Genomic DNA, 23,386 nt, shown 5'->3' on the forward strand with positions numbered 1-23,386 from the left:
CTCACCCGCGGCTCCACCGGATCGCCGACCCTCCTCGCTCGCCACAGCCGCCGAAGGCGCAAGGGACATCCTGCCTGCGGTGATGGTCGCGGTTCCGATCGGCCTGCTGCTCGGAGCCCTGTGCAGGTCCAAGGGCATCCAGGCCGCGGAGGCCGGATGGATGTCCCTGCTCGTCAACGCGGGCGCATCGCAGTTCGCGGCGGTCCAGCTGTGGGCGAACGACGGGCCGCGGCTCGGGCCGATCCTGCTGTCCACCTTGCTGATCAATGTGCGCCACGCGCTGATGAGCCTGACCCTCGTTCCGAAGCTCGCGAAAGCCGGCATGACGCGCCTGCGCATGTGCGTGGCGCTGGCCTTCCTCACCGATCCGACATGGGGATTCGCGGAGCAGCGTGCGCGCGCGGGCCTGCCGGTCACCTGGTCCTACTGGATGGGCCTGGCGCTCGTCTTCTCGGCCGCGTGGGCTGGTGCGACCATGGCCGGCGCGTGGCTGGGCGCCTATCTCGGCGATCCCCGGCGGATCGGCGCGGACTTCGCGCTGGCGGCCTTGTTCATCGGCATGACGGCCAGGTTCTGGATGGGGTGGCGGCGCACCGGTTTTGCCATCGCCGCCAGCGGCCTGTCGTCGGCGGCCGTGTTCCACACCCTGGGTGCGCCGTGGCACGTGATGGCCGGCGCCATGGCCGGCATCGCGGTGGCCTACTTCGCGGCGCGGCCGGAGCAAGCACAGGAGCCGCAGCCCGCATGACGTTCCACGCGACAACCCTCGAGGCGATCGCGGCGATGGCCGTCGTCACCTATCTCACCCGGGTCGCCGGCATGCTGTTGGTGCGCGGGGATCGGTTCGCCGTCCGCGGCCGCGCGAAAGCAGCCCTGGATGCCATACCGCCCGTCATGTTCGTCACGATCATCGCGCCGACCCTGCTGGTCACCGGCTGGCCGGAAACGCTGGCGGGCCTGCTGGCGGCGGTGGCCTCGGTCCGCCTTCCGCTTCTCGGAACGATCCTGGTGGGCGTCGTTGCGGTGGCCGTGCTGCGTCTTGGCCTCGGCATGGCAGGTGCGCCATGAGTGTGCGCGAGTACGGCAACAACGGCTCGGATCGGCTTCCCGGTTCCTCGATACCCTGGATGCGATGAGCCCGGCCATACATTCCTTCCTGACGTCGAGCGATGCGATCTTCGAAGTGCACGACCACGACGCCGTGGTGAGCTTCGCTGAAGCGCAGCGCCTGCTTCCCTTCGATCCCGACGCAATGGTCAAGAGCCTGGCCTTCCGCCTGCCGGGCGATCGCTACGCGATTGCCGCCATGCGAGCGGCCGAGCGCGCGGACTACAAGAAGATCGCCGATGCACTTGGCGTGAGGAGAGCGGATCTCCACATGGCAACGGACATGGAACTGGCACAGTTCCTCGCGATGGTCCCGGGAGGCGTCGTACCCTTGCCGATCAACGGGGCACGGGTAGTCGTCGATTCGGGAGTGACGGCAATGGAAACGATCTATTGCGGCACGGGGCGCAATGATTCGACCCTGCAGATTTGCAGTGCCGAACTTGTCCGGGTAAGTCGCTGTGCGCTGCACGATCTCGTCAAGCGGTGATCGCTCGCATTTTCCGGACTGAGTCCAGCGGTATCGGTCGCGGCTCTTCGGGTGGCCGCCGGAGTCAACGGGTCGGCCGCGTCCGAGTCCAGGAGATTTCCCGGAGCCATCAGGGCGAGCCCGCCGGCAGGCAGCTCCGCAGCTCTTCCTGCAAATCGCCGCCCGGCAGGATGCCCCAGCGCACCCGCACGCTGCGCGCGTCGTCTTCGCCCGCCCAGGGCAGGCGCAGGCTGCCGCTGCAGCTGGCGGTGGCCAGCAGCGGCTCCAGCAGCGCGCCCTCGGAGCGGAACTCCGGCGTGTCGAGGATCAGCACCATGCCGCCTTCGCGCGCCAGCGCATCGGGCGGCAGCCATGGCGAGGTGCGCGGATCGCCGTCGATCAGCAGCTGCACGGCCGGATCCATGTGCAGCACCACCGCGCCGGTGAACCAGGTGTCGCCCACCATCAGCCGCAGCGGACGTTCGCCGGCGCGCTCGCGCCATACGGCCTGGACGGCTTCGGCGATCTGCCCCGATGGCAGATTGGCGCGGGTGATATAGCCATGCCGCGCGCTCCAGACGCCATCGACCCAGGCCTGGCCGAAGGAGCCGGCGACGTGAAGCACGGCGGCAACAACGAGCGTGCCCGTCCATCGGCGGCGCGTCCAGCGCTCGGCTTCGAGGCCCGGTACCACCATCACCGCCCACACGGCGACCGGCAGGAAGAAGGTACTGAGCCACGAAGCCACGAGGCGCATGTTGAAGAGCACCGACATCGCCAGCACCAGGCACACCGGCCCGAAGGTGGCCCAGGCGAGGAAGCGGCGGTCGAAGCCGTTCTGCCGCGTCTTTGGTGGCACCGGAGTGCGCTCGCGCGTGAACCAGGCCCACGCGACGAACAGCAGCATCGGCGACAGGCGCGCAACCTGCACCAGCAGGATGCGAAGCGGCCTCGGGTGCACATGCTTCAGCAGCGGACCCGACGGATGCACCGAGTGCCGCGCGTAGCCGATGGTCTGGTCGCCGTGCTGCACCAGCCATGCAAGGTGAGGCGCCATCAGCAGCAGCGCCACGCCGCTCGCGCGCAGCAGGTCGCGGCGCACGCGCGCGTCGCGCCACGAGCCCTCGCGGGCGATGAAGCCCGCGCCCACCGCGAACTGCACCAGCGCGCTGTACTTGGTGAGCATCGACAGCGCCGCGAACACGCCCAGCCAGAGCCAGTCGAAGCGACCGCCTGCCGAAGGCGTGCGCAGCACGCGCCAGAGCATCCACCAGTAGCCCGCCATCGGCAGCAGCTGCACCGTGTTGTGGTTGAAGATGGTCGCGCGCTGCACGTGGTAGGTCACGAGCGAGCCGAGCAGCACCGCGAGCGCCGCCCGCATCGGCGACATCATGCCCAGCGACCAGCGCCACATGATGTAGAGCGCGCCCACGCCGCAGCCCACGCCGGCGGCATAGGTCAGCCAGGGCTGGCGGCCGGCCAGCAAGACCGGCAGGCCGATCAGCCAGCTCGGCAGCGGCGGGTGCTTGTAGTAGCCCCACTGCGGGCTGCCGCCCCAGAAGAGCTCCTCGACGTTGTCCCAAGGCGGCGTCTCGTAGAACGTTGCCATGGGCAGCGTCCACAGCACCACCAGCGCCAGCAACGCGACGACGACCACGCCATTCAGGGAAAGATGCCGCGCGAACGCGGGCGCCGGACGGGTGCCGGGCGGGATCAGCCGGGAATTCATTGCCTCCCTTTGTAAAGCTGTAGTCCTAACGGCACCTGACCAACCCGCTCTGCCCGCGCTCCCCGCCACATAGAATCGCCAGCCTGCCTGCAGGCGTCCGGGGCCCGGCCGGCCCAGGATTGGCCCTGGATCGGCCCGACAAGACCGCGCACGCAGGCAAGCCCCGGAGACACACCCCATGGACCGCTGGACCGAAATCGCCCTGCTCGTGCAGATCGCCGATGCCGGCAGCCTGAGCCGAGCGGCCGAGGCGCTGGGCCTCTCGAACGCGGCCGCGAGCCGCCACCTGAGCGCGCTGGAAGCCCGGCTGGGCGCGCGGCTGGTCGAGCGCAACACGCGCCGGCTGTACCTCACCGACACCGGCCGCGAGTTCTGCGGCCGCGCCCGCACCATCCTGGCCGACCTGTCGGATGCCGAATCGGCGGTGAACGCCACCGCGCTCAACCCGACGGGCACGCTGCGCGTCACGGCCTCGCTGTCGTTCTCCATCCACCACATCGCGCCGCTGCTGCGCGAGTACACCGACCGCTACCCGGGCGTGACGGTGCACGTGGAGGCGGCCAACCGCTACTTCGACCTGATCGACAACAACATCGACGTGGCGATCCGCACCCGCGAGTTCGAGCCCGACTCGAACGTGACCATCCGCCGGCTCGGCGAGACGCGGCGCCTCCTCGCGGCCTCGCCGCGCTACTTCGCACAGCACGGTTTTCCGAAGACGCTGGACGAGCTGAAACAGCACAAGCTGCTGATCTATACCCACGCCAACAACCCGAACGAACTGCGCTTTCGTCGCGGAAAGGAGACGCAGACGGTGTCGGTCACAGGCCTGCTGGAGTCGAACGACGGGCAGGTGCTGCGCGCCGCCGCGCTCGACGGCATGGGCATCCTGGTGCAGCCCACCTACATCGTCTACGACGACATCGTGGCCGGCCGGCTGGTGCCCACGCTGGACGACTGGGACCTGCCRCACCTGACGATCAACCTGGCCTACCCCAGCCGCAAGCACCTGTCGGCCAAGGTGCGCAGCTTCATCGACTTCATGGCGGCGCATTTCCGGAAGATGGACTACGAGCGCAAGTGGACGACGCACTTCGGCCTCCACTGACCCGGCCCCGGAGGCCGTTCACCAAAACATGTGCGTAAACGCACATTCCGCATTTCCGCAGCCCCGCACACTGGAACCGCAACCGTCGCATTCCGCGGCGGACCCACCGTTTCCACCCTGCAAGGATCTGCCATGAACACCCAGGCCACCGCCGCCAACACCCCGCGTGCGCCGATCGCGTCGCCGCTGTCCGCCCTCTCCCCCTCCACGCTGGACGATTCCGGAAAGCTGCTGATCCGCGTGACGGTCGGCTTCCTGGTGCTGCTGCACGGCATCTTCAAGCTGTCGGCCGGCGTGGGCTTCATCGCCGGCATGCTGGCCAAGTCCGGGCTGCCGGGTGGGATCGCCTACCTGGTGTACGTCGGCGAGATCGTCGCGCCGCTGCTGATGATCGCGGGCATTTACACCCGCGCCGCCGCGGGCGTGGTCGTCATCAACATGCTGGTGGCCTTCGGCCTGGTGCACATGGCCGACCTGTTCGCCATGACCAAGCAGGGCGGCTGGGCGCTGGAACTGCAGGGCCTGTACCTGTTCGGCGCGCTGACCGTGGTGCTGCTGGGCGCCGGCCGCTTCTCTCTCGGCGGCACCAAGGGCCGCTGGAACTGATCGCCCCGAGGCTCAGCCGGCGTCGCCCCTGACCTGCGAAACCATCGCCTCCAGGCGGGCCACGTCGGCGACCAGAAGGGCCTTGTCGTCCTTGCGCAGCACGCCGCTGCGCGCCAGCACGTTGAGCTCGCGGGTCACCTGCTMGCGGTTGGTGCTGATCTGGCTGGCCAGCGCCGCATGCCTGGGCGCCGGGTCGAGCCGGGCCTGGTTGCCCTCCACGCCGGCGGCGCGGGCCAGGCGCAGCAGTTCGGCATGCAGCCGGTTCTGCACGCCGAGGGTGCTCAGGTCGATCACGCGCTCGGAAAGCTGCCGCACCAGAGAGGCCAGCCGCAGCATCACCCGGCCGGCCACCAGGGGCTCGTCGCGCAAAAGGGCCATGAATGAAGCGCGGTCGAGGCTGGCGACCACGCTGGGTTCGAGCGTGACAACGTCGGCGGAGCGCGGGCCGCCGTCAATGGCGGAAATGTCGCCGAAGTGCTCGCCGGCTTCGGAATCGCGGAAGGTCACCTGCCGGCCGTTGGCCGAATAGGTCGTCACCCGCACCCGGCCCGAGACCAGCAGGAACACCTCGCCCTGCTGCTCGGCGCGCAGCAGCAGGGGCTTGCCGGCCTCCACGCTGTGCCACAGGCATTGCTGGGCCAGCAGGTCCAGCCGCTGGTCGGAAAGGCCTTCGAGCAGCGCGATCTGGCGCAGCGCGAGGCTGGAGCGGGGGGTAGGTTCGGATTTGGCCATGCCGGGGGACGGTAGGGGCGCGCGCATTATGCTCGGGTGCCGCTTCGAACCCGTTCATGGCCAGACGTTCCACTGACGCCCCCCCTGACGCAACATCTGCCGCCGCCTTTTCGCTGAGACCGCCCACGCGGCGCAATCTCCGCTGGGCGAGCGGGCTGGTGCTGATGGCCTACGTCACGGTGCACCTGCTGAACCATTCGCTGGGCATCTATTCCTTTGCCGCCGCCGAAACCGTGCTGCGCGGCGTGCAGGCCTTCTGGCACACGCTTGCGGGCACCGCGCTGCTGTACAGCGCTGCCACCGCGCACCTGGCGCTGGCGGCGATCGCCCTCTGGGAACGGCGCACCCTGCGCATGCCCGCGCTCGAAGGCCTGCGCGTGTCGCTGGGCTTCGCGCTGCCGCTGCTGCTGGCCACGCACCTCACGGCCATGCGCGGCGCCTACCTGGCTTACGGCATCGAGGGCTCGTACGTGCGCGTGGTCTGGGGCCTGTGGGACTGGCAGGGCGCCGCCGCGCAGCTGCTGATGATGCTGGCGGCCTGGACCCACGGCTGCCTGGGCCTGCACTTCGCGCTGCGGGCCAAGCCGGTGTGGCGACGCTTCTCTCATTTGCTGCTGGCCGTCGCGGTGGTGCTGCCGCTGACCGCCGCGATGGGCTTCGTCTCGATGGGGCGCGAGTTCCAGTGGACCGGCGTGCCGCCGACCGCCCTGCCCACGGCCGAACAGGGCAAGGCGCTGGGCATGGCCGAGAACGCGATCAAGTGGGGCTACGGGCTGGCGCTGGTCGCGCTGCTGGCGGCGCGCTGGGGCCGCAACGGACTTGCGCGCTGGTCGCGCCAGCCGCAGGTGGCGCTGCGCTACCCCGGCCGCACGGTGCATGTTCCGCATGGCTGGAGCGTGCTGGAGGCGAGCCGCTCCCACGGCATCGACCACGTCTCCATCTGCGGCGGTCGCGCGCGCTGCTCCACCTGCCGGGTGCGCGTGGCCGGCCCGGCCGACCACATCGGCGAGCCGGGCCGCGACGAGCGGCGCACGCTCGAGCGGGTGCGCGCGCCGGCCGACGTGCGGCTGGCCTGCCAGTTGCGCCCGCGCGGCGACATCGAGGTCACGCCGCTGTTCGCGCCGCTGCCCAACGAGGGCCGGCCCGCGCCGGTCGGCAGCTTCGGGCGCGAGCGCGACGTGGCCATCCTCTTCGTCGACCTGCGGCGCTGGTCGGGCCTGTCGGAGCGGCAGTGGCCCTTCGACCTGGCCTACGTGCTCGACCGCTACTTCGCCACCGTGGGCGCGGCGGTGCGCGAGAGCGGCGGCGTGCCCAACCAGTTCATCGGCGACAGCGTGATGGCGATCTTCGGTCTCGACTGCGACCTGCCCACCGCCTGCAGGCAGGCGTTGCGGGCGACGGAGCTGATCGGCCAGCGCATGGACGCATGGAGCGAAGGCTTCGAGGCGCAATTCGGACAGCGGCTGGAGTTCGGCATGGGCCTGCATGCGGGCCGCGCGGCGGTCGGCGAGGTGGGCTACCTGGAAACCACCACATTCACCGCCATCGGCGAAGTGGTCAACACCGCGAGCCGGCTGCAGGACCATTCGAAGACTGCCGCCTCGCGCCTCGTTGTGTCGTTGTTCGCTGCCGAGAAGGCCGGCGTCGCGCACGCCATGGGCGCGGCCGAAACGCTCACGGTGCGCGGCCGCTCCGAGCCGCTCGTGGTGCTCTACGGACAGCACGCGGCGGCCTCCTGTCTCTGACCAATCGCCGATAGCGGTGCGCAAACGCACAGCGTCCATCGCGCAGCAGTTTCAAACTGCATGCGTGGCAACGACGAATGTCCGTCGCCCACCAGGAATCAAAGGGACTCCCGCAATGAACAACAAGCAACGCATCGCCGCTTCCGCCCTCGCCGCAGCCTTCGCCATGCTCGGCGCCGCCGGTGCGCACGCCGAAACCTATGACGGCGTCCATGCCGTCACCTCCTCCGCCAGCCGCAACGACGTGAAGGCCGAAGCCGTGGCCGCGACGCGCGAAGGCAATCCCTATTCGGACACCGCCGCCGAAGGCGCCGTGGCCTTCAAGTCCACGCTCGATCGCAGCACCGTGCGCGAGCAGGCCGTGGCCGCCGCCAACAACCCGCTGCAAAGCCTGGACCGCCGCGCCTTCTACCGCGACGAAGTGCCTGCCGCCTACAGGAAGCCCGGCGTCTCGTTCACGCGGCAGGCCAGCCTGCCCAGCGCGGCACGCCCCTGACGCACGGGCTCAGGGCCGTACGCCTGCCCAGGCGTTCTGCAGCAGCGCGCGGATCGCCGCACGTTCCAGCGGGCGCGGGTTGGGATACTGGTTCTTGAGCGCATGCTCGCAGGCCAGATCGAGATCGGCTTCCTTCATGCCGATGTCGCGCAGCGCGACCGGCGCGCCGTTGTCGCGCGCAAGGTCGTACACGGCCTGCGCGGCGCTGCCGCTTCCTCCCAGCGCCTTCGCGATCTTCGCCATGGCTTCGGGCGCAGCCCCGGCGTTGTAGGCCAGCGCGTGCGGCAGCACGATGGTGTGAGTCTCGGCATGCGGCAGGTTGAAGCTGCCGCCCAGCGTGTGGCACAGCTTGTGGTGCAGCGCCATGCCCACATTGCCCAGCACCGTTCCGCACAGCCATGCGCCGTAGAGCGCATCGCCGCGGGCGGCCGGATCTTTTGGCGTGGCGCGGATGGCCGGCAGCGCGCGGCCCAGCGCGGCGATGCCCTCCTGCGCCATCAGGTCCATGATCGGGTTCGAATCGACCGCGTAGAGCCCTTCGGCCGCATGCGCGATGGCGTTGATGCCGCTGGTCACGCTCATGCCCACGGGAAGGCCGAGCGACAGCTCGGGGTCGTAGATCACGGTGCGCGGCAGCACGCGGAAGTCCTTGCCGGTCTTCTTCATGCCGGCTTCGGTGATGCCGTAGATCGGCGTCATCTCGGAGCCCGCATAGGTGGTGGGAATGGCGAGGATCGGCAAGCCCGAGTCGAGCGCGATGGCCTTGCCCAGCCCGGTGGTGGAGCCGCCGCCGATGGCCACGGCGCAGTCGGCGCCGAGCCTGGTGGCCACTTCCCTCGCCTCGCGCGCGGTCTCGATGGGCACGTGCATCACGGCCCGGTCGAACACGCCGGCCGCATGGGCGCCGAGCATGTCGGCCACGCGCTCGGCTTGCGGGCGCTGCTCCGGCGTGGAAAGCACAAGGGCCCGGCGCGCACCGAGCGCATCGATCTCGCGGGCCAGGTGCTGCAGCGAACCGGCGCCGAAAACCACCCGCTGGGGCGCGCTGGTGTAGATGAACGAGGGTGTGGTCATGGCTTGGTGTCCGTGTCTCCGATGTCTGCCTGGACGAATCCGTCCGCCCCCGGCCCACGCCGGGCCACAACGATACGCCGGCCCGCACGCGGTTCAATGGCGGAAAACGGAAAGGAGTTTTCCGCCAGCCGCGGGCAACGGCCGAGCGCCCGTGTCAGGCAGGTCAGGCAGGTCAGGCAGGTCAGGCAGGTCAGGCAGGTCAGGCAGGCGCGACCCGCACTGAGCAGGCCTGGCGGCCCTCGGCGATCGCGAAGCGCACCGGCAAGAAGCGCTCGATCACCGCGCAGTTCGTGCGCGTGTGCTCGGTCACCTCGCTGCAGGTGAAGGCGCATTCCTTCTTGCCCTGCCAAACCGCGAGCGCCAGCAGCAGCGCCAGCTGGTCCGCCAGGTGCGGCCCCACGGCCGCCTCGCTCTTCTGGAACGAGCGCAGCTCCTTCACCAGACCGTGCGCCACCTGCTCGGCGCTCAGCGACTTCTCGCCGAAGGCGGTGAACACCTCGGTCACGTGCTCGTAGGCCAGCGTGGCCAGCAGCGCGTTTCCCGGCCCCTCGTTCTGGCGCACCGAGCCGAAGCGCAGTTGCTCGCCCGACCAGCCCATCGCGCCGCCCAGCGTTTCGAGTTCGCGCGTCGGCACATGACGCGGGATGCCCGGCGCCAGGCACTCCGCATAGCTCGACAGATGCGAACCACGCGCCATCAGGTCGAAGGGCTGCAGCGCGCTCGCCGCCGGCACGATGGTCGCTTCGACCTCACCGCCGCCGGCTGGATAGAAGCCGCAACGGCGCAGCGTCAGCTGCAGGTCGGCACCGAGCCGGCGCACCAACGGTGCGAATGCACGCTCCAGGAAATGGAACGGCGGCGCCATCGGGTTGTGCGTGCCGCCGCTCAGATGCACGCGGCTCTGCACGCCAGCCAGCAGCAGCGGCGGCAGCACGGTCTGCAGCACCAGCATGCAACTGCCCGCGCCCGAGATCGCGAAGCGGTACTCCCCCGCGCGCACCGGGCCAGGCACGAAACGCAGCGACTGCGAACCGAGCTCGGCACCGTCGACCTCCGCGCCGCTGATCGCGGCGGCTGCGTTCACGCACGCAAGGTGCTGACGCATCAGGCCCGGCTTGGCGCGGCCCGCGCGGATCTTCTCGATGGCCATCGGCTGGCCCGTGACCATCGACAGCGCGAGGCTGGTGCGCAGGATCTGGCCGCCGCCCTCGCCTTGGGAGCCGTCGAGTTCAACCATGCGCGGCCTCCTCGCTCTTCTTCGCTTCGAAACGCAGGACCGTTTCGTACAGGAAGACATCGAGGCCAGCCTGCTCTGCCTGCGGCAGCGGCGTCACCGGCTCCGCCGCGTTGGCCGCCAGCTCCGATTCGATGAACGCATGGATGCCGCTCCAGCGCGGACTGGTCGCGGCCTCGCCGGCGCGCATCTTCACTTCGAGCAGCGCGTTGATCTCGTCGATCAGCGCGGCGTCGCGCACCGGGTCGAGCGTGCGCTGCGCGAGGTCGGCGAAGCGCATCGGCGGCACGCCGGGCTGCGAGCGGATCCAGCGCGCGGCCAGCAGCGGGCGCAGCACGTAGAGGTATTTCTTGTAGCGCACCTCGTCGGCCTGCAGGTGCTCGCGGAAGTTCTTCTTCGCCATCGAGCTGTAGTGATGCCAGCCGCGCGCGTTGGAAAAGACCGCCTCCGACAGTTCGCGAAAGCGCGGCATCGCCGTCGCGTCGTCGCGATACACGACGGGCGAGCGCAGCCATTCGAGCAGCGTCGGGTTCGACTCGCGCATCAGGCCCAGGGCCTTGCGCAGGTCCCAGCCGTTGATGTCGAGGTCACCGCTGATCGGCACCTCGATCACGTCGCGATGCGGCATCACCGTGAGATACCAAGGCAGGCGGTTGACGTAGATGAAGCGCACGTCGTAGTCGCTGTCGGGCGAGGCGAAGCCCCAGCCTCGGCTGCCGGATTCGCAGGCAAAGAGCACGCTCACGTCGTGCTTCGTTTCGATGTCGCGCAGGGCCTCCATGATCTGCGCGCGCATGGCGGGCTCGATCGGGTGGGCGGAGCGCAGGAACTCTTCTTCGGTACTCATCTTCGATTCTTCTTTTTTCTTTTTTCTTTTCTCTCGTCAGGCCCGCGTGACTGCCACCTGGCCGGCACTGTCGAGCTCGTACACGTCCAGGTCATTGGCCAGGAACGCATTGCCGCGGTAGTGCGCCCGCGTCTCGGCCGTCAACGCCGCCATGCCTTGCTCGTTCTGGTGACGCGCGCTGAAGTGCGTGAGGATCAGGTTCGGCATTTCGACGGACTGCGCGAACTCGGCCAGCAGGCGCGCCGAGCTGTGCATCGGACCGGGGCCGACCTTGTCGAGCGCGTCCTGCGTGAAGGTGGCTTCATGCACCAGCAGTTGAGCACCTTGGCAGGCCTCGTGGAGCATTGCAGGCTCGGCGTTGTCTCCGCCGAGCACGGCAACGGCCGTGTCGACCTGCGTGTCCACGAAATCAGCGCTGTGCAGCGTCTCGTCGTTGAACGTCACGTCCTCTCCGTTCTGCAGCGCACGCCATGCCGGCCCTGGCGGCAGGCCGACAGCCCGCAGCGCATCGGCCTTCAGCCGCACGCGCCGCGTCTCGACCTGCACGCGATAGGCATGGCTCGGCACACGATGCCGCAGCACGTGGCGATCGATCCGCAAGCCGGGCATGTCGTACACCAGCGCTTCGTTCTCCAGATCGACATGCTCCACCTCGTAGGGCAGATGCAGATCGGTCAGCCGTCGCGTGGCCTCGAACCATTCCCACACCGGCAGCGGCGCGATCAACTTCAGCGGCTTCGTGCGCTTGCCCATGCCGGTACTGGCGAGCAATCCCGGCAGGCCATAGCAATGGTCGCCGTGCACATGCGTGATGCAGACGGCGGCAAGGTCGTTCAGCGACAGCGGTGTCTGCAGCACTCGGTGCTGCGTACCCTCGCCGCAATCGACCAGGAACCAGTCGGCGCCGAGCACCGTCTGCACCGCGAGGCCGGAAACGTTGCGGTGGCGCGTGGGGGTGCCGGAAGAGGTCCCCAGGAAAGTCAGTTTCATCATCGTCGTCAAGGCCATCGCTCCCGGTTCAGCAGCGCGCTCCTCGCCGCATCCGCGGCAACGCGCTCCCAGCCAAAGTATCGGCGACCGCCTTCGGGGCGGGCCGCCATCAGTTCATGCAGCTTCGCGAGGTTCGCTTCGCCACCCCATTGCGCCATGGTCTGGATCGCCACCACGCGCAAGCTCCACCATTTGCTTTCAAGCGCGGCGTCGACTTCGGCCACGGCTCGTGCATCCGGCTTCGTTGCACCCAACGCGCGAAGACGATCAGTCTGCTCGCCCAAGAGGTTCGCACCCGGCGCCGCGTTGCGCAGGCGCTCGCGTCGCGCGCGGCGGCATGCCAGGCATCGCACGGCGCAGCTATCGATATGGCCGTGCGCCACCTCGTACCACCACTTCTGCTGCTTGGCCGTCCACAGTTCTTCAGCTCCGCAATCGCGGCAGGTGAAGGGGCGGGCCACGTAGCAGCGAGGCAGCATGCCGCAGGTGTTGTTGTACTGCTGCAGCACGAACTGATCCGCCGGCTCGCACCCGAGTGCGAACGCGCAATCGGGCTGCGGCAGGCGGACATCCGGCGCGCGCAGACGTACGGCCGACGCGGCGGCGCGTTGGAGGCGGCGTGCCTTGATCTCGGCGCGGCGTTGCTTGTTGCTCTTCTTCATTTCTCGGACCTTCGCAATACGCACGGCGTCGCGAAGGCGGGCCGAAGCCCCTTCCTACCGCAACACCGCACTCATGAGGCCGGGAACCGGCCTCGCTTTCATCCCTTCACGCATACGACCTGCTTGAGCGTGTAGACCACCTCCACCAGGTCTTTCTGCGCATCCATCACCGCGTCGATGTCCTTGTAGGCCATCGGGATCTCATCGATCACGTCGGCGTCCTTTCGGCACTCGACGCCCTCCGTCGCGGCGATCTGGTCGGCCACCGTGTAGAGCTTCTTGGCCTTGGTACGGCTCATCTTTCGACCGGCGCCGTGGCTGCAGCTCATGAAGCTCTCGGGGTTGCCCTTTCCACGCACGATGTAGCTCTTGGCGCCCATGCTTCCGGGAATGATCCCCAGCTCGCCGGCCTTGGCGCTCACCGCGCCCTTGCGGGTCACGAGCACGTCTTCGCCGAAGTGCGTTTCGCGGCTCACGTAGTTGTGGTGGCAGTTCACCGCTTCCACGTGCGCCTCGAAGGGCTTGGTGATGACCTTGCGTGCGGCCGCGACCACGCGCTGCATCATCACTTCGCGATTCGCTCGCGCAAACTTCTGGGCCCAGCCCACCGCGCGCACATAGTCGCCGAAGTACTTGGCGCCTTCCTCGAAGTACGCCAGGTCCTGATCGGGCAGGTTGCGCTGGTGCTGCTCGGCATCCTTCTTCGCAAGCTCGATGAAGTGCGTGCCGATGGCATTGCCCACGCCACGCGAACCCGAGTGCAGCATGAACCACACCGAACCCGCCTCGTCCAGGCACACCTCGATGAAGTGGTTGCCCGTACCCAGCGTTCCCAGGTGCTTGTGGTTGTTGGTGTTCTTCAGGCGTGGGTAGTCTTCGCAGATCGCATCAAACTCGTCCACCAGCCCGGCCCAGGCCACGTCGGTTTCGTTGGGAGGCGTCTCCCACGAGCCCTTGTCGCGGCCCATGCGCTTGGGGTTCGAGCCGTGCGGCACGGCCTTCTCGATCGCCGAGCGCAGCGGTCCGAGGTTGTCGGGCAGGTCGTTGGCATGCAGCGTGGTCTTGCACGCCATCATTCCGCAGCCGATGTCCACGCCCACCGCGGCCGGGATGATGGCCTTGAAGGTCGGGATCACCGAACCCACCGTCGCGCCGATGCCGTAATGCACGTCGGGCATGGCCGCGATGTGCTTGAACACGATGGGCAGGCGCGCTGCGTTCTCGAGCTGCTTCTGTGCCTCGTCTTCCACGGGCACGCCGCGGGTCCACATCTTCACGGGAACGCCGTTGGCGACTTCGTGCAGGTTGTAGTTCTTGCTCTGTTCCATTTTTCTTTCTCTCTCTGTATCTATCTCTATCGATTCTTCATGATCGGCTGGTGGACACGGCGGGATTCGAACCCGCATCAATACGGCGACCGTGGTGTTTCAATCCAGCGGCCCAGTCGACGATTGGAAACGCGCGCCAGTGGCAGACCCGTCATCAGAGCCAGCACCTGCATCCTCAACCTTGCCCGTCGACCGGCTTGCCCGCCGCATCCGGTGCTACCCGGACTGCCGGCAACATCAACATTTTTGGCAGTGGCGCTCCCTTCTGTGCCTGCGTGCCCGTATCTCTTTCTCTCAGAACTCAGGAACCGTTCGGCCGGAGCGTCACCAGTCCGTTGAGCACCTGGTCCAGACCGCCGACCACCGAGATCTTGTCGATCCGTTCGGCCACGCGTTCCAGCGTTTCAAGTTCCTTCATCCGCAACGCGACAGGGTTGCCCTCCATCACCTTGGCGGTGTTCAGCAGCGAGCGCGTGGCCGCGGTTTCCTCGCGGCGACGGATCACGTTGGCCTGGGCCGACTTCTCGGCCTCCACCACCTGCGCGAGGATGGTCTTCATCTCGCCCGGCAGGATGATGTCCTTCACGCCCACGCTCTCCAGCACGACTCCCGAACCCTCCAGCCGCTCTCGCACCTGCGCCAGCACGGTCTGGTCGATGGCGGCCTTGTTCTCCAGCAGCGCGTCGAGCGTCTGCTCGCCGACCGCGGCACGCAGACCGAACTGCAGCTCGCGGTACACATGGTCCGCCGGCTTCGGCATCTGCGCCAGGGCCTGCCGCACGTCGAGGAAGCGCCATACCGCCGACAGGTTCAGCCGCAGTCCCACCTTGTCGCGGGTCAGGATTTCCTGGCCGCTCACTTCGGCGATCTGCGAACGCAGGTCCACGGAGGTCACCGACACCTGACGGTTGAAGCGCCAGAAACCGTGGTTTCCCGGCGGCAGCAAGGCCTGCATCTGCCCCTCGAGCGTCAAAACACCGGCGTGGAACTCGGGCACCTGCACCAGCAGCACGCCTTCGAGCCCCTGCACCGCACGCGGACGCAGGGCCACGCTCTGCAGCTTTGCCAGCAACTCGGCCGGCAGGCGCGCGTCGGTGGACACATCGATCACGTCGATGCGCTGCTCGCGCAGTCCGCGCCAGTACAGCTTGCGAGCCGAGGGCGGCAGGATCTGCACCAGCACGCCATCTTCATGACGCAGGCCGACCTGGGTTTCGCCCAGCGACAGGTGCACGAACTCCCGCTCGATCAGCTCAGGCTCGCGTGCCAGCAAGTAGTCGGCCAGCTCGTGCTCGAACACCGGCTCGGCGAGCGAGAAGCGTTGCAGCTGGATGGCGTCGAAGCCCGCGAAAACGCGGTGCTTTCCCGGGCCGAGCAGTTGCTCGAAGTCGCCGTTGCGCAGCAGCAGTGCGCGCTCGTTCTTCTTGATGGTGTATTGGTTGAAGCCCAGCATTCTTTTTCTCCTCTTTGTTCGGTTCGACTGTTCGTTTCGTTCTCGTCGGCCAGTCGTCATTCATACATTCGTTCAATCCAGACCCTCAAAAAGGCAGGCGGCGGACACTGCGGCTGCCGAGGCCTGGCATGCAACGGTCGCGCGGTTCGGTAGGTGCCTCCCGTCGTCGCATCGCAACGTCCTCACTTTCCTTGCCGTCGATGGCTGCACGCAGTTCCTTGGCACGCACGCGGTGCACAAGCCGCCTGCGCTTGGCACTGTGTCGCGCGCCGCAGGGCCTTGGGGCCCTGCGCCATCGCTCCGGTGTGCCAGGGCGGGGGGCTTTCGCCCCATCAGATGGCGATGCAAGCACCGCCAGGGTTTTTCGCGGGAATCGAACCCACAACGCCGTGTGGTTAGCACGGTGCTCAACCATGAGCAGAACTGAAACAGGTTCAGTTGCCAGCCAGTTCAACAGCGGCATACCGCGAGCCCAAGACAGGATCTGGCCTGCGGCACCGGGCCGCTTTCACGCGGCACCTGCGAGCGGATGAACTGCATCCGACGGGTTGTCTATTGCAGCCGGCGTGCCAGGCCGCGCGAGAAGAAGGAAAGGCAAGCTCCGGGATCACGCAAGTTGTTGATATGAATAGCTAAATTCTTTTTCGACCCGTAGCTCGCGTTGCACTCGACCTGCTAGCATTTCATCTTTTTCATATAAATTCAGCTAGCTTTTTATTCATGAAGCCAATAGTCGTCATCGGCTTCCTCGGCACCCAGCTCGACGCTGGCCAGGGCGCCGGCCGCTGGAACAAGTGGCGCCCCACCGTCTCGCTCGCGCAGCACGAGGACATGGTCGTCTCGCGCATGGAGCTGCTCTACACGCTGCGGCACAAGGCGCTGGCCGAGGTGGTGAGGGCCGACATCGCCGCCGTATCGCCCGAGACCACGGTCAACCTGGTGCCGCTCGACCTGGCGGACCCATGGGACTTCGGCGAGGTCTACACGCGCCTGTACGACTGGGCGCGCGGCTACAGCTTCGACACCGAGCGCGAGCAGTACTGGACCCACATCACCACCGGCACGCACGTCGCGCAGATCTGCATGTTCCTGCTGTCCGAATCGCGCGTGGTGCCCGGCGTGCTGGCGCAGACATCGCCACCCAGGAAGCAGCGCGAGGGCGAGGCCGGCAAGTGCACGCTGATCGACCTCGACCTGTCGCGCTACGACGTGATCGCGCGGCGCTTCGACGCGGAGCAGCGCGACGCGGTCGCCTTCCTGAAGAGCGGCATCGCCACGCGCAACGCGCGCTTCAATGCGCTGATCGACGAGATCGAGCGCGTGGCCGTTCGCTCGCGCGCGCCCATCCTGCTGGTAGGTCCGACGGGCGCGGGCAAGTCCTTCCTGGCGCGGCGCATGTTCGAGCTGAAGCAGTCGCGCCACCAGATGACGGGCCCCTTCGTCGAGGTGAACTGCGCGACGCTGCGCGGCGACGGGGCGGCCTCCACGCTCTTCGGGCACAAGAAGGGCTCGTTCACCGGCGCCGCAGCAGACCGCGCGGGCCTGCTGCGTACCGCGCACCAGGGCGCGCTCTTTCTCGACGAGATCGGCGAGCTCGGCCTCGACGAGCAGGCGATGCTGCTGAAGGCCATCGAGGAGAAGCGCTTCTTCCCCGTGGGCGCCGACAAGGAAGTGGAAAGCGACTTCCAGCTGATAGCCGGCACCAACCGCGACCTGCGCAGCGACGTGGCCGAAGGCCGCTTCCGCGAAGACCTGTTCGCGCGCATCAACCTCTGGACCTACGACCTGCCCGGTCTTGCGCAGCGGCCGGAGGACATCGAACCCAACGTCGACCACCTGCTGGCCCTCCATGCCGCAGAGAACAACCGCGTGGTGCGCTTCAACGCCGAGGCGCGCACGGCCTACCTGCGCTTCGCGCAAAGCGGCGAGGCGATCTGGAGCGGCAACTTCCGCGACCTCTCGGCCAGCGTGACAAGGCTGGCAACGCTCGCCGACGGCGGGCGCATTCCGGTGGCATTGGTGGAAGCCGAAATCGCGCGGCTGCGCTGGCTGTGGAAGCACGCAGGCGCAATGCCGGCCACCGGCGATAGCGTTGACCTCGATGCCCTGCTCGGCGAGGAACGCAGCGCCGCGCTCGACCTCTTCGACCGCCTGCAGCTCGAAGCGGTGGTGCGCGTCTGCCGGCAGTCGCGCAGCCTGTCGGACGCGGGCCGCCAGCTCTTCCAGGCTTCGCGCGCGCAGCGCAGCGTGGTGAACGATGCCGACAGGCTGCGCAAGTACCTCGTCAAGCACGGCCTGGAATGGAGCCGGATCGCCGACGCCTGAGCTATCCTCCGCCGCCATGGCCATCTCCGCATTCGCCGTGAAGGTTCCCGCCGCCGAGCCCATGGTGGGCGACCTGCGCCGCCTTTACGACGCCACCGTGGCCCTCGAAGTGCCTGCGCACATCACGGTGCTCGTTCCCTTCATGGACCCGACACGGATCACGCCGGAAGTCCTGGAGAGGGCGAGGCTGGCCTTGAATCGGACGACTTCGTTCTCCTTCACGCTGAACAGGGTCGGGCGTTTTCCGGAAACCGCGTATCTCGCGCCGGAGCCAGCCGGCCCCTTCATCGAAATGACGCGAGCGCTCGTGGAAGCGTTTCCTGACTTCCCGCCGTATGGCGGCGAGCACGACAGCATCGTTGCGCATCTGTCGGTGGCGCATGGCAATGCGCTCGATGCGGATGCTGCGGCGGTTGAACTGCAAGCCCGGCTTGCCGCGTCGGGAGCCGTGCATGCGAGCTGCACGGAAGTCGCGCTGATCGAGAACTCAACGGGCAACTGGCGGGACATGCACGTCTTTCATCTGCAGCGTGCAGCCGATTCCATGCCCTTCATCAAATAAGAACAACACATGCAGGAAATCTACATAAGCACCGACGTCGAATCCGACGGCCCCATCCCCGGCCCGAACTCGATGCTCAGTTTCGGCTCGGCCGCCTACACGGCCGACAAGCAACTCGTCTCCACCTTCAGCGCCAACCTGCACACGCTGCCCGGCGCGCAGGCCGACCCGAAGACCGCCGCATGGTGGAAGACCCAGCCCGAGGCATGGGCCGCATGCCGCGCCGATCTGCAGGACCCGGCCCATGCCATGAAGAACTACGTGAACTGGCTCAAGGGCCTGCATGCGCGGCCGGTGTTCGTCGCGTATCCGGCGGGCTTCGATTTTCTCTTTGTCTACTGGTACCTGATGCGATTCGCGGGCGAGAGCCCGTTCAGCCATTCGGCGCTCGACGTGAAGTCGTTCGCGATGGCGATGCTCAAGCTCGACTACCGCGACAGCACCAAGCGCGCGATGCCGCGCCGCTGGTTCGACGCCGGCCTGCCGCACACGCACGTGGCGCTCGACGACGCCATCGAGCAGGGTGCGCTCTTCTGCAACATGCTGGCGGAGAACCGCGCGGCATCCGCGGGCGGGCAGCCTTCATGAAGGACGGAGCGCTGCGTCGGTGGATCGGAAGGCTGGCGCTGTGCACGCTGCCGCTCATGCTGGGCGGCTGCGTGCAGTCGATGTTCTACTACCCCGACAGCGTTCACTACGAGACCCCCGAGGCGCTGGGCATGCGCTACGAGGACGTGCAGTTCACCAGCGCCGACGGCACGCGCCTGAGCGGCTGGTTCCTGCCCGCCGAGAACCGCGACAGCCCGAAGGAGGCCAAGGGCACGGTGGTGCACTTCCACGGCAATGCGCAGAACATGAGCACGCACTGGCGCTTCGTGGCATGGCTGCCCAAGCGGGACTACAACGTGTTCGTGTTCGACTACCGCGGCTACGGACAGTCGGAAGGCAAGCCGGAGCCCAAAGGCGTGTTCGAAGATTCCAACGCCGCGCTGAACTACGTGCGCTCGCGCAAGGATGTGGACCCGCAGCGGCTTTTCGTTTTCGGCCAGAGCCTGGGCGGCACCAACGCGATCGCGGTGGTGGGCTCAAGCAACCGCGCCGGCGTGAAGGCAGCGGCCATCGAGTCGACTTTCTATTCCTACTCGTCGATCGCCAACGAGAAGCTCAGCGGCGCAGGCCTGCTGGTGAGCGATGAATATGCAGCCTCGAAATACGTTGCGGCCATATCGCCCATTCCGCTGCTGCTGATCCACGGTACGGCCGACCAGGTGATCCCGATCTCGCACTCCAGGCGGCTGCTGGCCGACGCACGCGAGCCCAAGCGGCTGATCGAGGCACCGGGCGCCGCGCACCTCGAGCCGATGACGGCCCTGCGCTACGGCGCGGCCTACCGCAAGGCGCTGACCGAGTTCTTCGAGTCGGCCCTGCACCCGCTGCAGCAATGACGATGGCCATGAAGCATTTCGACGAAGCCGCGACCCGTGCCCCGCTGGGCTTCGAGCGGCTGGTTCCTGCCCTGCGAGCAGCCTTCGCGACAGGCGCCCAGGTGCCGCCGCGCCATGTGCATGCCGTCGACACCGCAGCCGGCGACAGCAGCAGCAAGGGCACCGTGCTCATCATGCCGGCATGGAGCGACGCGGGCTTCCTCGGTATCAAGACGATCAACATCTTCCCCGGCAACAGCGAACGCGGACTGCCCGGCCTGCACGCGACCTACGTGCTGTACGACGCGCGCACCGGCGTGCCGCTGGCGATGATGGACGGCAACGAGATCACCGCGCGCCGCACGGCCGCGGCCTCGGCGCTGGGTGCGTCGTTCCTGGCGCGGACCGACGCGCGCCGGCTGCTGGTGCTGGGCACCGGGCGCATCGCGCGCATGCTGCCGGCCGCGCACGCGAGCGTTCGGACCATCGATGAAGTCTGGGTATGGAACCACCGGCCCGAAGGCGCGCAAGCGCTGGCCGCCCAATGGCGCGCCGAGGGCTGGAACGCGCGGGCGACGACGGACCTGGAAGCCGCCGTGCGCCAGGCCGACGTCGTGAGCTGCGCCACGCTGGCCACATCGCCACTCGTGCGCGGCGAGTGGCTGGCGCCGGGCTCGCACCTGGACCTGATCGGCAGCTTCACGCCCGCGATGCGCGAGGCCGACGTGCGGTGCTTCGAGGGTGCGCTGACCTGGGTCGATACCGAGGAGGCGCTGCAGAAAGCCGGCGACCTGCTCGACGCTATGGCCGCAGGCACACTGCGTTCGGAGGAAGTGGGAGGCACGTTCGCCACGCTGTGCCGCCAGGAGCGTCCGGGCCGTTCAAACGCCGCGGAGCGCACCGTATTCAAGGCCGTCGGCAGCGCGCTCGAAGACCTGACCGCTGCAACGCTCGTGTGGCAGGCAGGCAACGCCAAGTAGGCCTTGCGGCCTAGGGCCTGTTCACCCTGATCGGGGGTCGCGAAGGGGGCAGCCAGGGCGGGCCAATCAAGGCACGCTCCTGGCGTGTGCATGCGCGCACGCCAGGAGCGCCAACCCAACCCCGGAAATAGGGTGAACAGGCCCCGACTTGCGCAATGTTTTCCTACATCTGGATACGCCATGTAGCCAATGGCGCGCACGACGCGTCGCAGGTACCGTGCTGCTCACGCCAACGAATCGGGAGGCACGACATGCTGAGCACCGAACACAAAGCCAATATCCTTCGCAAGGCCGGATACGCCGTGCCGGCTGGACCGGGAAAGGCCGACAGCATTTACCAGACGGCTCAATGCTGGGCGAAGGCCGTCGACACGATTTACGTAACATACGCCGCCAGCCGCGCCGCGAAGAGCCTGCGCGACGCGGAAGAAGCGCGGATGCTGGCTTTGCTGCAGATGCGCTCGGCCAAGGCGTTGGCCTAGACCCAGGCCTGCCCGCCCCGGCGCATGTTCAGGCTCAGGGTTTCTTCTGCTTTTCCGGCGCGTCGCCGCTGCCGCCGCGCGAGAGTTGCCCCGCCTTCATCGCCTCGCGGTTGGCCGCCCGGCGTTTGGCCGCGGCGGCGCGGCGCTCTTGCCTCGACATCTTCGGCGCGGTCGTCGGACGGACCTCACCTTCCTGCATCTGCGGACCGCGCGCGGCGGCTGCACCATCCGCGCGGCGCTCCTTGCGGGCCTCGGCGCGCTCCGCCTTGGTGGTAGGCGCGGTGGGCCGCGCCTTGCCCTGCGCCGGATCGGCTTCGCCGGAAGACTGGGCGGACGCCACTTGCACGACCATCATCTGAGCTATGGCCAGGCAAACCGGCACGAGCATTTTTTTCATTGCGATGACCTTTCAGCACCCGCGAAGGACGGGGCCCGGGCATTGTGGTCAGGGACCGGGGGCGGTGTCCACACCGGCAACCCGCATGTCGATGAAGCTTCAGCCTGCGCTCTGGCGGTCGCTCAAGTAGGCGAGGACCAGTCTGACGAGCTCGGTCCTCATCGCCGCCGCCTCCAGGTCGCCGCGCCGCGCCGCCGCATGGACTGCGCCTTCGACCGCGGACGAGAGCATGCGGGCCGCAATGCCGGCATCGGCGCCGTCTCCCGGTCCACCGCTTTCGGCGACGAGTGCCAGGTAGCGCCGCTGGTACTCAGCCTCGAACTCGGGGTAGGTCGAGCGCGCGGCGAGCGGCACCTCGTCGACCAGCACGCGATGCAGCGCCTGGTCGACCGAATGGGCGGCGATGACGCCGTCGACGAAGCGCTCCACGCGGCGCGGGAGCGGGGCCGGCGCGTCGCCATCCTCGTCGGAGCCGGACAGCGCCGCAAGCACCTCGTCCAGGTGGCGCTGCCGTATCGCCTCGGCGATGGCCAGCTTGTCCGGGAAGTACTGGTAAAGCGAGCCGACGCTCACGCCCGCGACCGCCGCGATTTCGTTGGTGGTGAACCGCGCCCATCCGCGGCGCGCCAGAACGCGAGTTGCGGCCTCGACGATCGCGTCCACCGTGACGCGCGAACGCTGTTGCCGGGGCGCTTTGCGCATGATCCTGCGCGACGGGGGAATGCGAGTACCCAAGTTCGAGGCTCCACTCAAGAATAGGACCGCACGCAACGCGTGCATTCAATCGTTCAAGGGAGATTGTGATGAGTACACAGACGCTTCTGGCCTCGCTGTTCCGCTACAAGGCCTGGGCCGATGAAGGCCTGCTGGCGAGCCTGGCCGATCTGGCGGCCAAGGGCCCTGCAGATGAATACCGCACTGCCGCGCGCGTGTTCAACCACGCCTGCATCGTCGATCGCATCTTCGTCGCGAACGTGCAGCGCATGCCGCACGGCCACACCGCGACCGGCGCAACCGAACCACCGCCCCTGGAGATGTTGGCCGAGGCGGTGAGGAAAACCGACCGCTGGTACGTCGACTACGTCGCGCGCCTGGGGCCCAGGGAGCTCGAGGAGAGCATCGAATTCACGTTCACCGACGGCGCGCCGGGCCGGATGTCGCGCGAGGAAATACTGGCCCACGTGGCGACCCACGCGGGCTATCACCGGGGAGAAGTCGGCCAGGTGCTGACCCGGCTCACGGGCTCGTCGCCACCCGACACCTTCACCGGCTTCCTGCATCGGGCCGAACCCGGACGCCGCGCACGCAACGCGTAGCGGTGGCGTCTTCAGGCAACGGCTCGTCGGCTTATTTGCCCTGTGCCGACTGCAGCACCGGGTTCTGCATGGTCGAGATGACCTTGCTTTTGACGCGCGAGCCGCGCGTGACGTGCTTGTCCTTGGCATGAGCGGCGGCAATGGCTTCGGCCTCGACGGCTCCTCGTGCGCGCTGCTGCGCCTGGGCCGGCAAGGAAGCGATGGCGAGCAGGGCGAGCGCGGCGGCGAGGGCGATCCGGGAGGTCTTCACGGTTCGGTCTTTTCCGTGAGTTGTCTGTCGCACCGAGACGGGGCTGAGCTCTGCCCGGAGATACGGGAAA

At 67.9% G+C, this 23,386-nt stretch carries 26 protein-coding genes; 14 read left to right on the forward strand and 12 right to left on the reverse strand.

All coding sequences use genetic code 11. The features are described from left to right. Positions 1-82: 82 nt before the first annotated feature. From QMO14_RS14785 to QMO14_RS14795, 3 genes are all read left to right on the forward strand, one after another. Positions 83-748 carry an AzlC family ABC transporter permease gene (locus tag QMO14_RS14785; RefSeq protein WP_301507961.1) on the forward strand — a complete coding sequence of 222 codons (666 nt, stop codon included), beginning with the start codon at positions 83-85 and terminating at the stop codon, positions 746-748. Further along, entirely contained in the window at positions 745-1,068 is a 324-nt protein-coding gene (locus tag QMO14_RS14790) for an AzlD family protein (RefSeq protein ID WP_192322887.1), read from the forward strand. Before QMO14_RS14785 ends, QMO14_RS14790 begins: the two co-directional genes overlap by 4 nt. A 64-nt stretch (positions 1,069-1,132) precedes the next feature. Beyond that, positions 1,133-1,597, forward strand: a complete 465-nt coding sequence (locus QMO14_RS14795; RefSeq protein WP_301507962.1) for a YbaK/EbsC family protein — start codon at positions 1,133-1,135, stop codon at positions 1,595-1,597. Positions 1,598-1,706: 109 nt separating this feature from the next. On the opposite strand, the gene QMO14_RS14800 is transcribed toward QMO14_RS14795, so the two are convergent. Beyond that, the gene (locus QMO14_RS14800) at positions 1,707-3,305 is read right to left on the reverse strand and encodes a glycosyltransferase family 39 protein (RefSeq protein WP_301507963.1); all 1,599 of its coding nucleotides are present in this window, start codon (positions 3,303-3,305) and stop codon (positions 1,707-1,709) included. A gap of 178 nt (positions 3,306-3,483) precedes the next feature. On the opposite strand from QMO14_RS14800, the gene QMO14_RS14805 reads away from it, so the two are divergent. Together QMO14_RS14805 and QMO14_RS14810 are read left to right on the forward strand one after the other, a co-directional pair. Continuing rightward, positions 3,484-4,413 (forward strand): LysR family transcriptional regulator, encoded by a 930-nt coding sequence (locus QMO14_RS14805; RefSeq protein WP_301507964.1) that lies wholly within the window; start codon positions 3,484-3,486, stop codon positions 4,411-4,413. A 132-nt stretch (positions 4,414-4,545) separates the two neighbouring features. Next, entirely contained in the window at positions 4,546-5,019 is a 474-nt protein-coding gene (locus QMO14_RS14810; RefSeq protein ID WP_301507965.1) for a DoxX family protein, read from the forward strand. 12 nt (positions 5,020-5,031) lie between these two features. Here QMO14_RS14810 and QMO14_RS14815 read toward each other — a convergent pair whose 3' ends face one another. Next, on the reverse strand, positions 5,032-5,778 hold the full coding sequence (locus QMO14_RS14815; protein ID WP_301507966.1) for a Crp/Fnr family transcriptional regulator: 747 nt from the start codon (positions 5,776-5,778) through the stop codon (positions 5,032-5,034). A gap of 29 nt (positions 5,779-5,807) precedes the next feature. Here QMO14_RS14815 and QMO14_RS14820 point away from each other — a divergent pair, with 29 nt between their 5' ends. Beyond that, positions 5,808-7,496, forward strand: coding sequence for an adenylate/guanylate cyclase domain-containing protein (locus QMO14_RS14820; RefSeq protein WP_301507967.1), 1,689 nt, complete (start codon positions 5,808-5,810; stop codon positions 7,494-7,496). A 115-nt stretch (positions 7,497-7,611) separates the two neighbouring features. Continuing rightward, entirely contained in the window at positions 7,612-7,992 is a 381-nt protein-coding gene (locus QMO14_RS14825) for an alpha/beta hydrolase (protein ID WP_301507968.1), read from the forward strand. 9 nt (positions 7,993-8,001) lie between these two features. Here the strand turns inward: QMO14_RS14825 and QMO14_RS14830 are convergent, their stop codons facing one another. From QMO14_RS14830 to QMO14_RS14860, 7 genes are all read right to left on the reverse strand, one after another. After that, complete coding sequence (locus tag QMO14_RS14830; protein ID WP_301507969.1) at positions 8,002-9,066, reverse strand: maleylacetate reductase; 1,065 nt, start codon at positions 9,064-9,066, stop codon at positions 8,002-8,004. 199 nt (positions 9,067-9,265) lie between these two features. Next, entirely contained in the window at positions 9,266-10,303 is a 1,038-nt protein-coding gene (gene rtcA / locus QMO14_RS14835) for an RNA 3'-terminal phosphate cyclase (protein WP_301507970.1), read from the reverse strand. Continuing rightward, positions 10,296-11,147, reverse strand: coding sequence for a nucleotidyltransferase domain-containing protein (locus QMO14_RS14840; RefSeq protein ID WP_301507971.1), 852 nt, complete (start codon positions 11,145-11,147; stop codon positions 10,296-10,298). Before QMO14_RS14840 ends, rtcA begins: the two co-directional genes overlap by 8 nt. Before the next feature lie 36 nt (positions 11,148-11,183). After that, positions 11,184-12,137, reverse strand: coding sequence for a ribonuclease Z (locus tag QMO14_RS14845; RefSeq protein WP_301507972.1), 954 nt, complete (start codon positions 12,135-12,137; stop codon positions 11,184-11,186). Positions 12,138-12,145: 8 nt separating this feature from the next. Beyond that, positions 12,146-12,799 (reverse strand): zinc-ribbon domain containing protein, encoded by a 654-nt coding sequence (locus QMO14_RS14850; protein WP_301507973.1) that lies wholly within the window; start codon positions 12,797-12,799, stop codon positions 12,146-12,148. A 98-nt stretch (positions 12,800-12,897) separates the two neighbouring features. Next, positions 12,898-14,127 carry an RtcB family protein gene (locus QMO14_RS14855; protein WP_126025610.1) on the reverse strand — a complete coding sequence of 410 codons (1,230 nt, stop codon included), beginning with the start codon at positions 14,125-14,127 and terminating at the stop codon, positions 12,898-12,900. Positions 14,128-14,428: 301 nt separating this feature from the next. After that, complete coding sequence (locus tag QMO14_RS14860) at positions 14,429-15,580, reverse strand: slipin family protein (protein WP_301507974.1); 1,152 nt, start codon at positions 15,578-15,580, stop codon at positions 14,429-14,431. A 720-nt stretch (positions 15,581-16,300) separates the two neighbouring features. Between QMO14_RS14860 and rtcR the strand changes: the two genes are divergently transcribed. The 6 genes from rtcR to QMO14_RS14890 all read left to right on the forward strand — a co-directional run bounded on the left by rtcR (position 16,301) and on the right by QMO14_RS14890 (position 21,353). Next, a complete protein-coding gene (rtcR, locus tag QMO14_RS14865) occupies positions 16,301-17,905 on the forward strand; it encodes an RNA repair transcriptional activator RtcR (RefSeq protein WP_301507975.1) in 1,605 nt (534 codons plus the stop codon). 16 nt (positions 17,906-17,921) lie between these two features. Then, a complete protein-coding gene (locus QMO14_RS14870) occupies positions 17,922-18,467 on the forward strand; it encodes a 2'-5' RNA ligase family protein (RefSeq protein WP_301507976.1) in 546 nt (181 codons plus the stop codon). A gap of 9 nt (positions 18,468-18,476) precedes the next feature. Continuing rightward, positions 18,477-19,055 (forward strand): exonuclease, encoded by a 579-nt coding sequence (locus QMO14_RS14875; protein WP_301507977.1) that lies wholly within the window; start codon positions 18,477-18,479, stop codon positions 19,053-19,055. After that, entirely contained in the window at positions 19,052-19,912 is an 861-nt protein-coding gene (locus QMO14_RS14880) for an alpha/beta hydrolase (RefSeq protein WP_301507978.1), read from the forward strand. The genes QMO14_RS14875 and QMO14_RS14880 overlap by 4 nt, the downstream gene beginning before the upstream one ends. Positions 19,913-19,920: 8 nt before the next feature. Beyond that, positions 19,921-20,871 carry an ornithine cyclodeaminase family protein gene (locus QMO14_RS14885; protein WP_301507979.1) on the forward strand — a complete coding sequence of 317 codons (951 nt, stop codon included), beginning with the start codon at positions 19,921-19,923 and terminating at the stop codon, positions 20,869-20,871. A gap of 251 nt (positions 20,872-21,122) precedes the next feature. Then, the gene (locus tag QMO14_RS14890; protein ID WP_301507980.1) at positions 21,123-21,353 is read left to right on the forward strand and encodes a hypothetical protein; all 231 of its coding nucleotides are present in this window, start codon (positions 21,123-21,125) and stop codon (positions 21,351-21,353) included. A gap of 34 nt (positions 21,354-21,387) precedes the next feature. On the opposite strand, the gene QMO14_RS14895 is transcribed toward QMO14_RS14890, so the two are convergent. Then, entirely contained in the window at positions 21,388-21,741 is a 354-nt protein-coding gene (locus QMO14_RS14895; protein WP_301507981.1) for a hypothetical protein, read from the reverse strand. Positions 21,742-21,849: 108 nt separating this feature from the next. After that, positions 21,850-22,452 (reverse strand): TetR/AcrR family transcriptional regulator, encoded by a 603-nt coding sequence (locus QMO14_RS14900; protein WP_301507982.1) that lies wholly within the window; start codon positions 22,450-22,452, stop codon positions 21,850-21,852. Between the two features lie 101 nt (positions 22,453-22,553). Here QMO14_RS14900 and QMO14_RS14905 point away from each other — a divergent pair, with 101 nt between their 5' ends. After that, positions 22,554-23,066: a DinB family protein gene (locus QMO14_RS14905; protein ID WP_301507983.1), complete on the forward strand. Its 513-nt coding sequence runs from the start codon at positions 22,554-22,556 to the stop codon at positions 23,064-23,066. 31 nt (positions 23,067-23,097) lie between these two features. Here QMO14_RS14905 and QMO14_RS14910 read toward each other — a convergent pair whose 3' ends face one another. Beyond that, positions 23,098-23,316: a hypothetical protein gene (locus QMO14_RS14910; RefSeq protein ID WP_301507984.1), complete on the reverse strand. Its 219-nt coding sequence runs from the start codon at positions 23,314-23,316 to the stop codon at positions 23,098-23,100. Positions 23,317-23,386: the final 70 nt, after the last annotated feature.

Origin of the sequence: Variovorax sp. CAN15 (assembly GCF_030462475.1) — a bacterium.
Lineage (GTDB): Bacteria > Pseudomonadota > Gammaproteobacteria > Burkholderiales > Burkholderiaceae_C > Variovorax.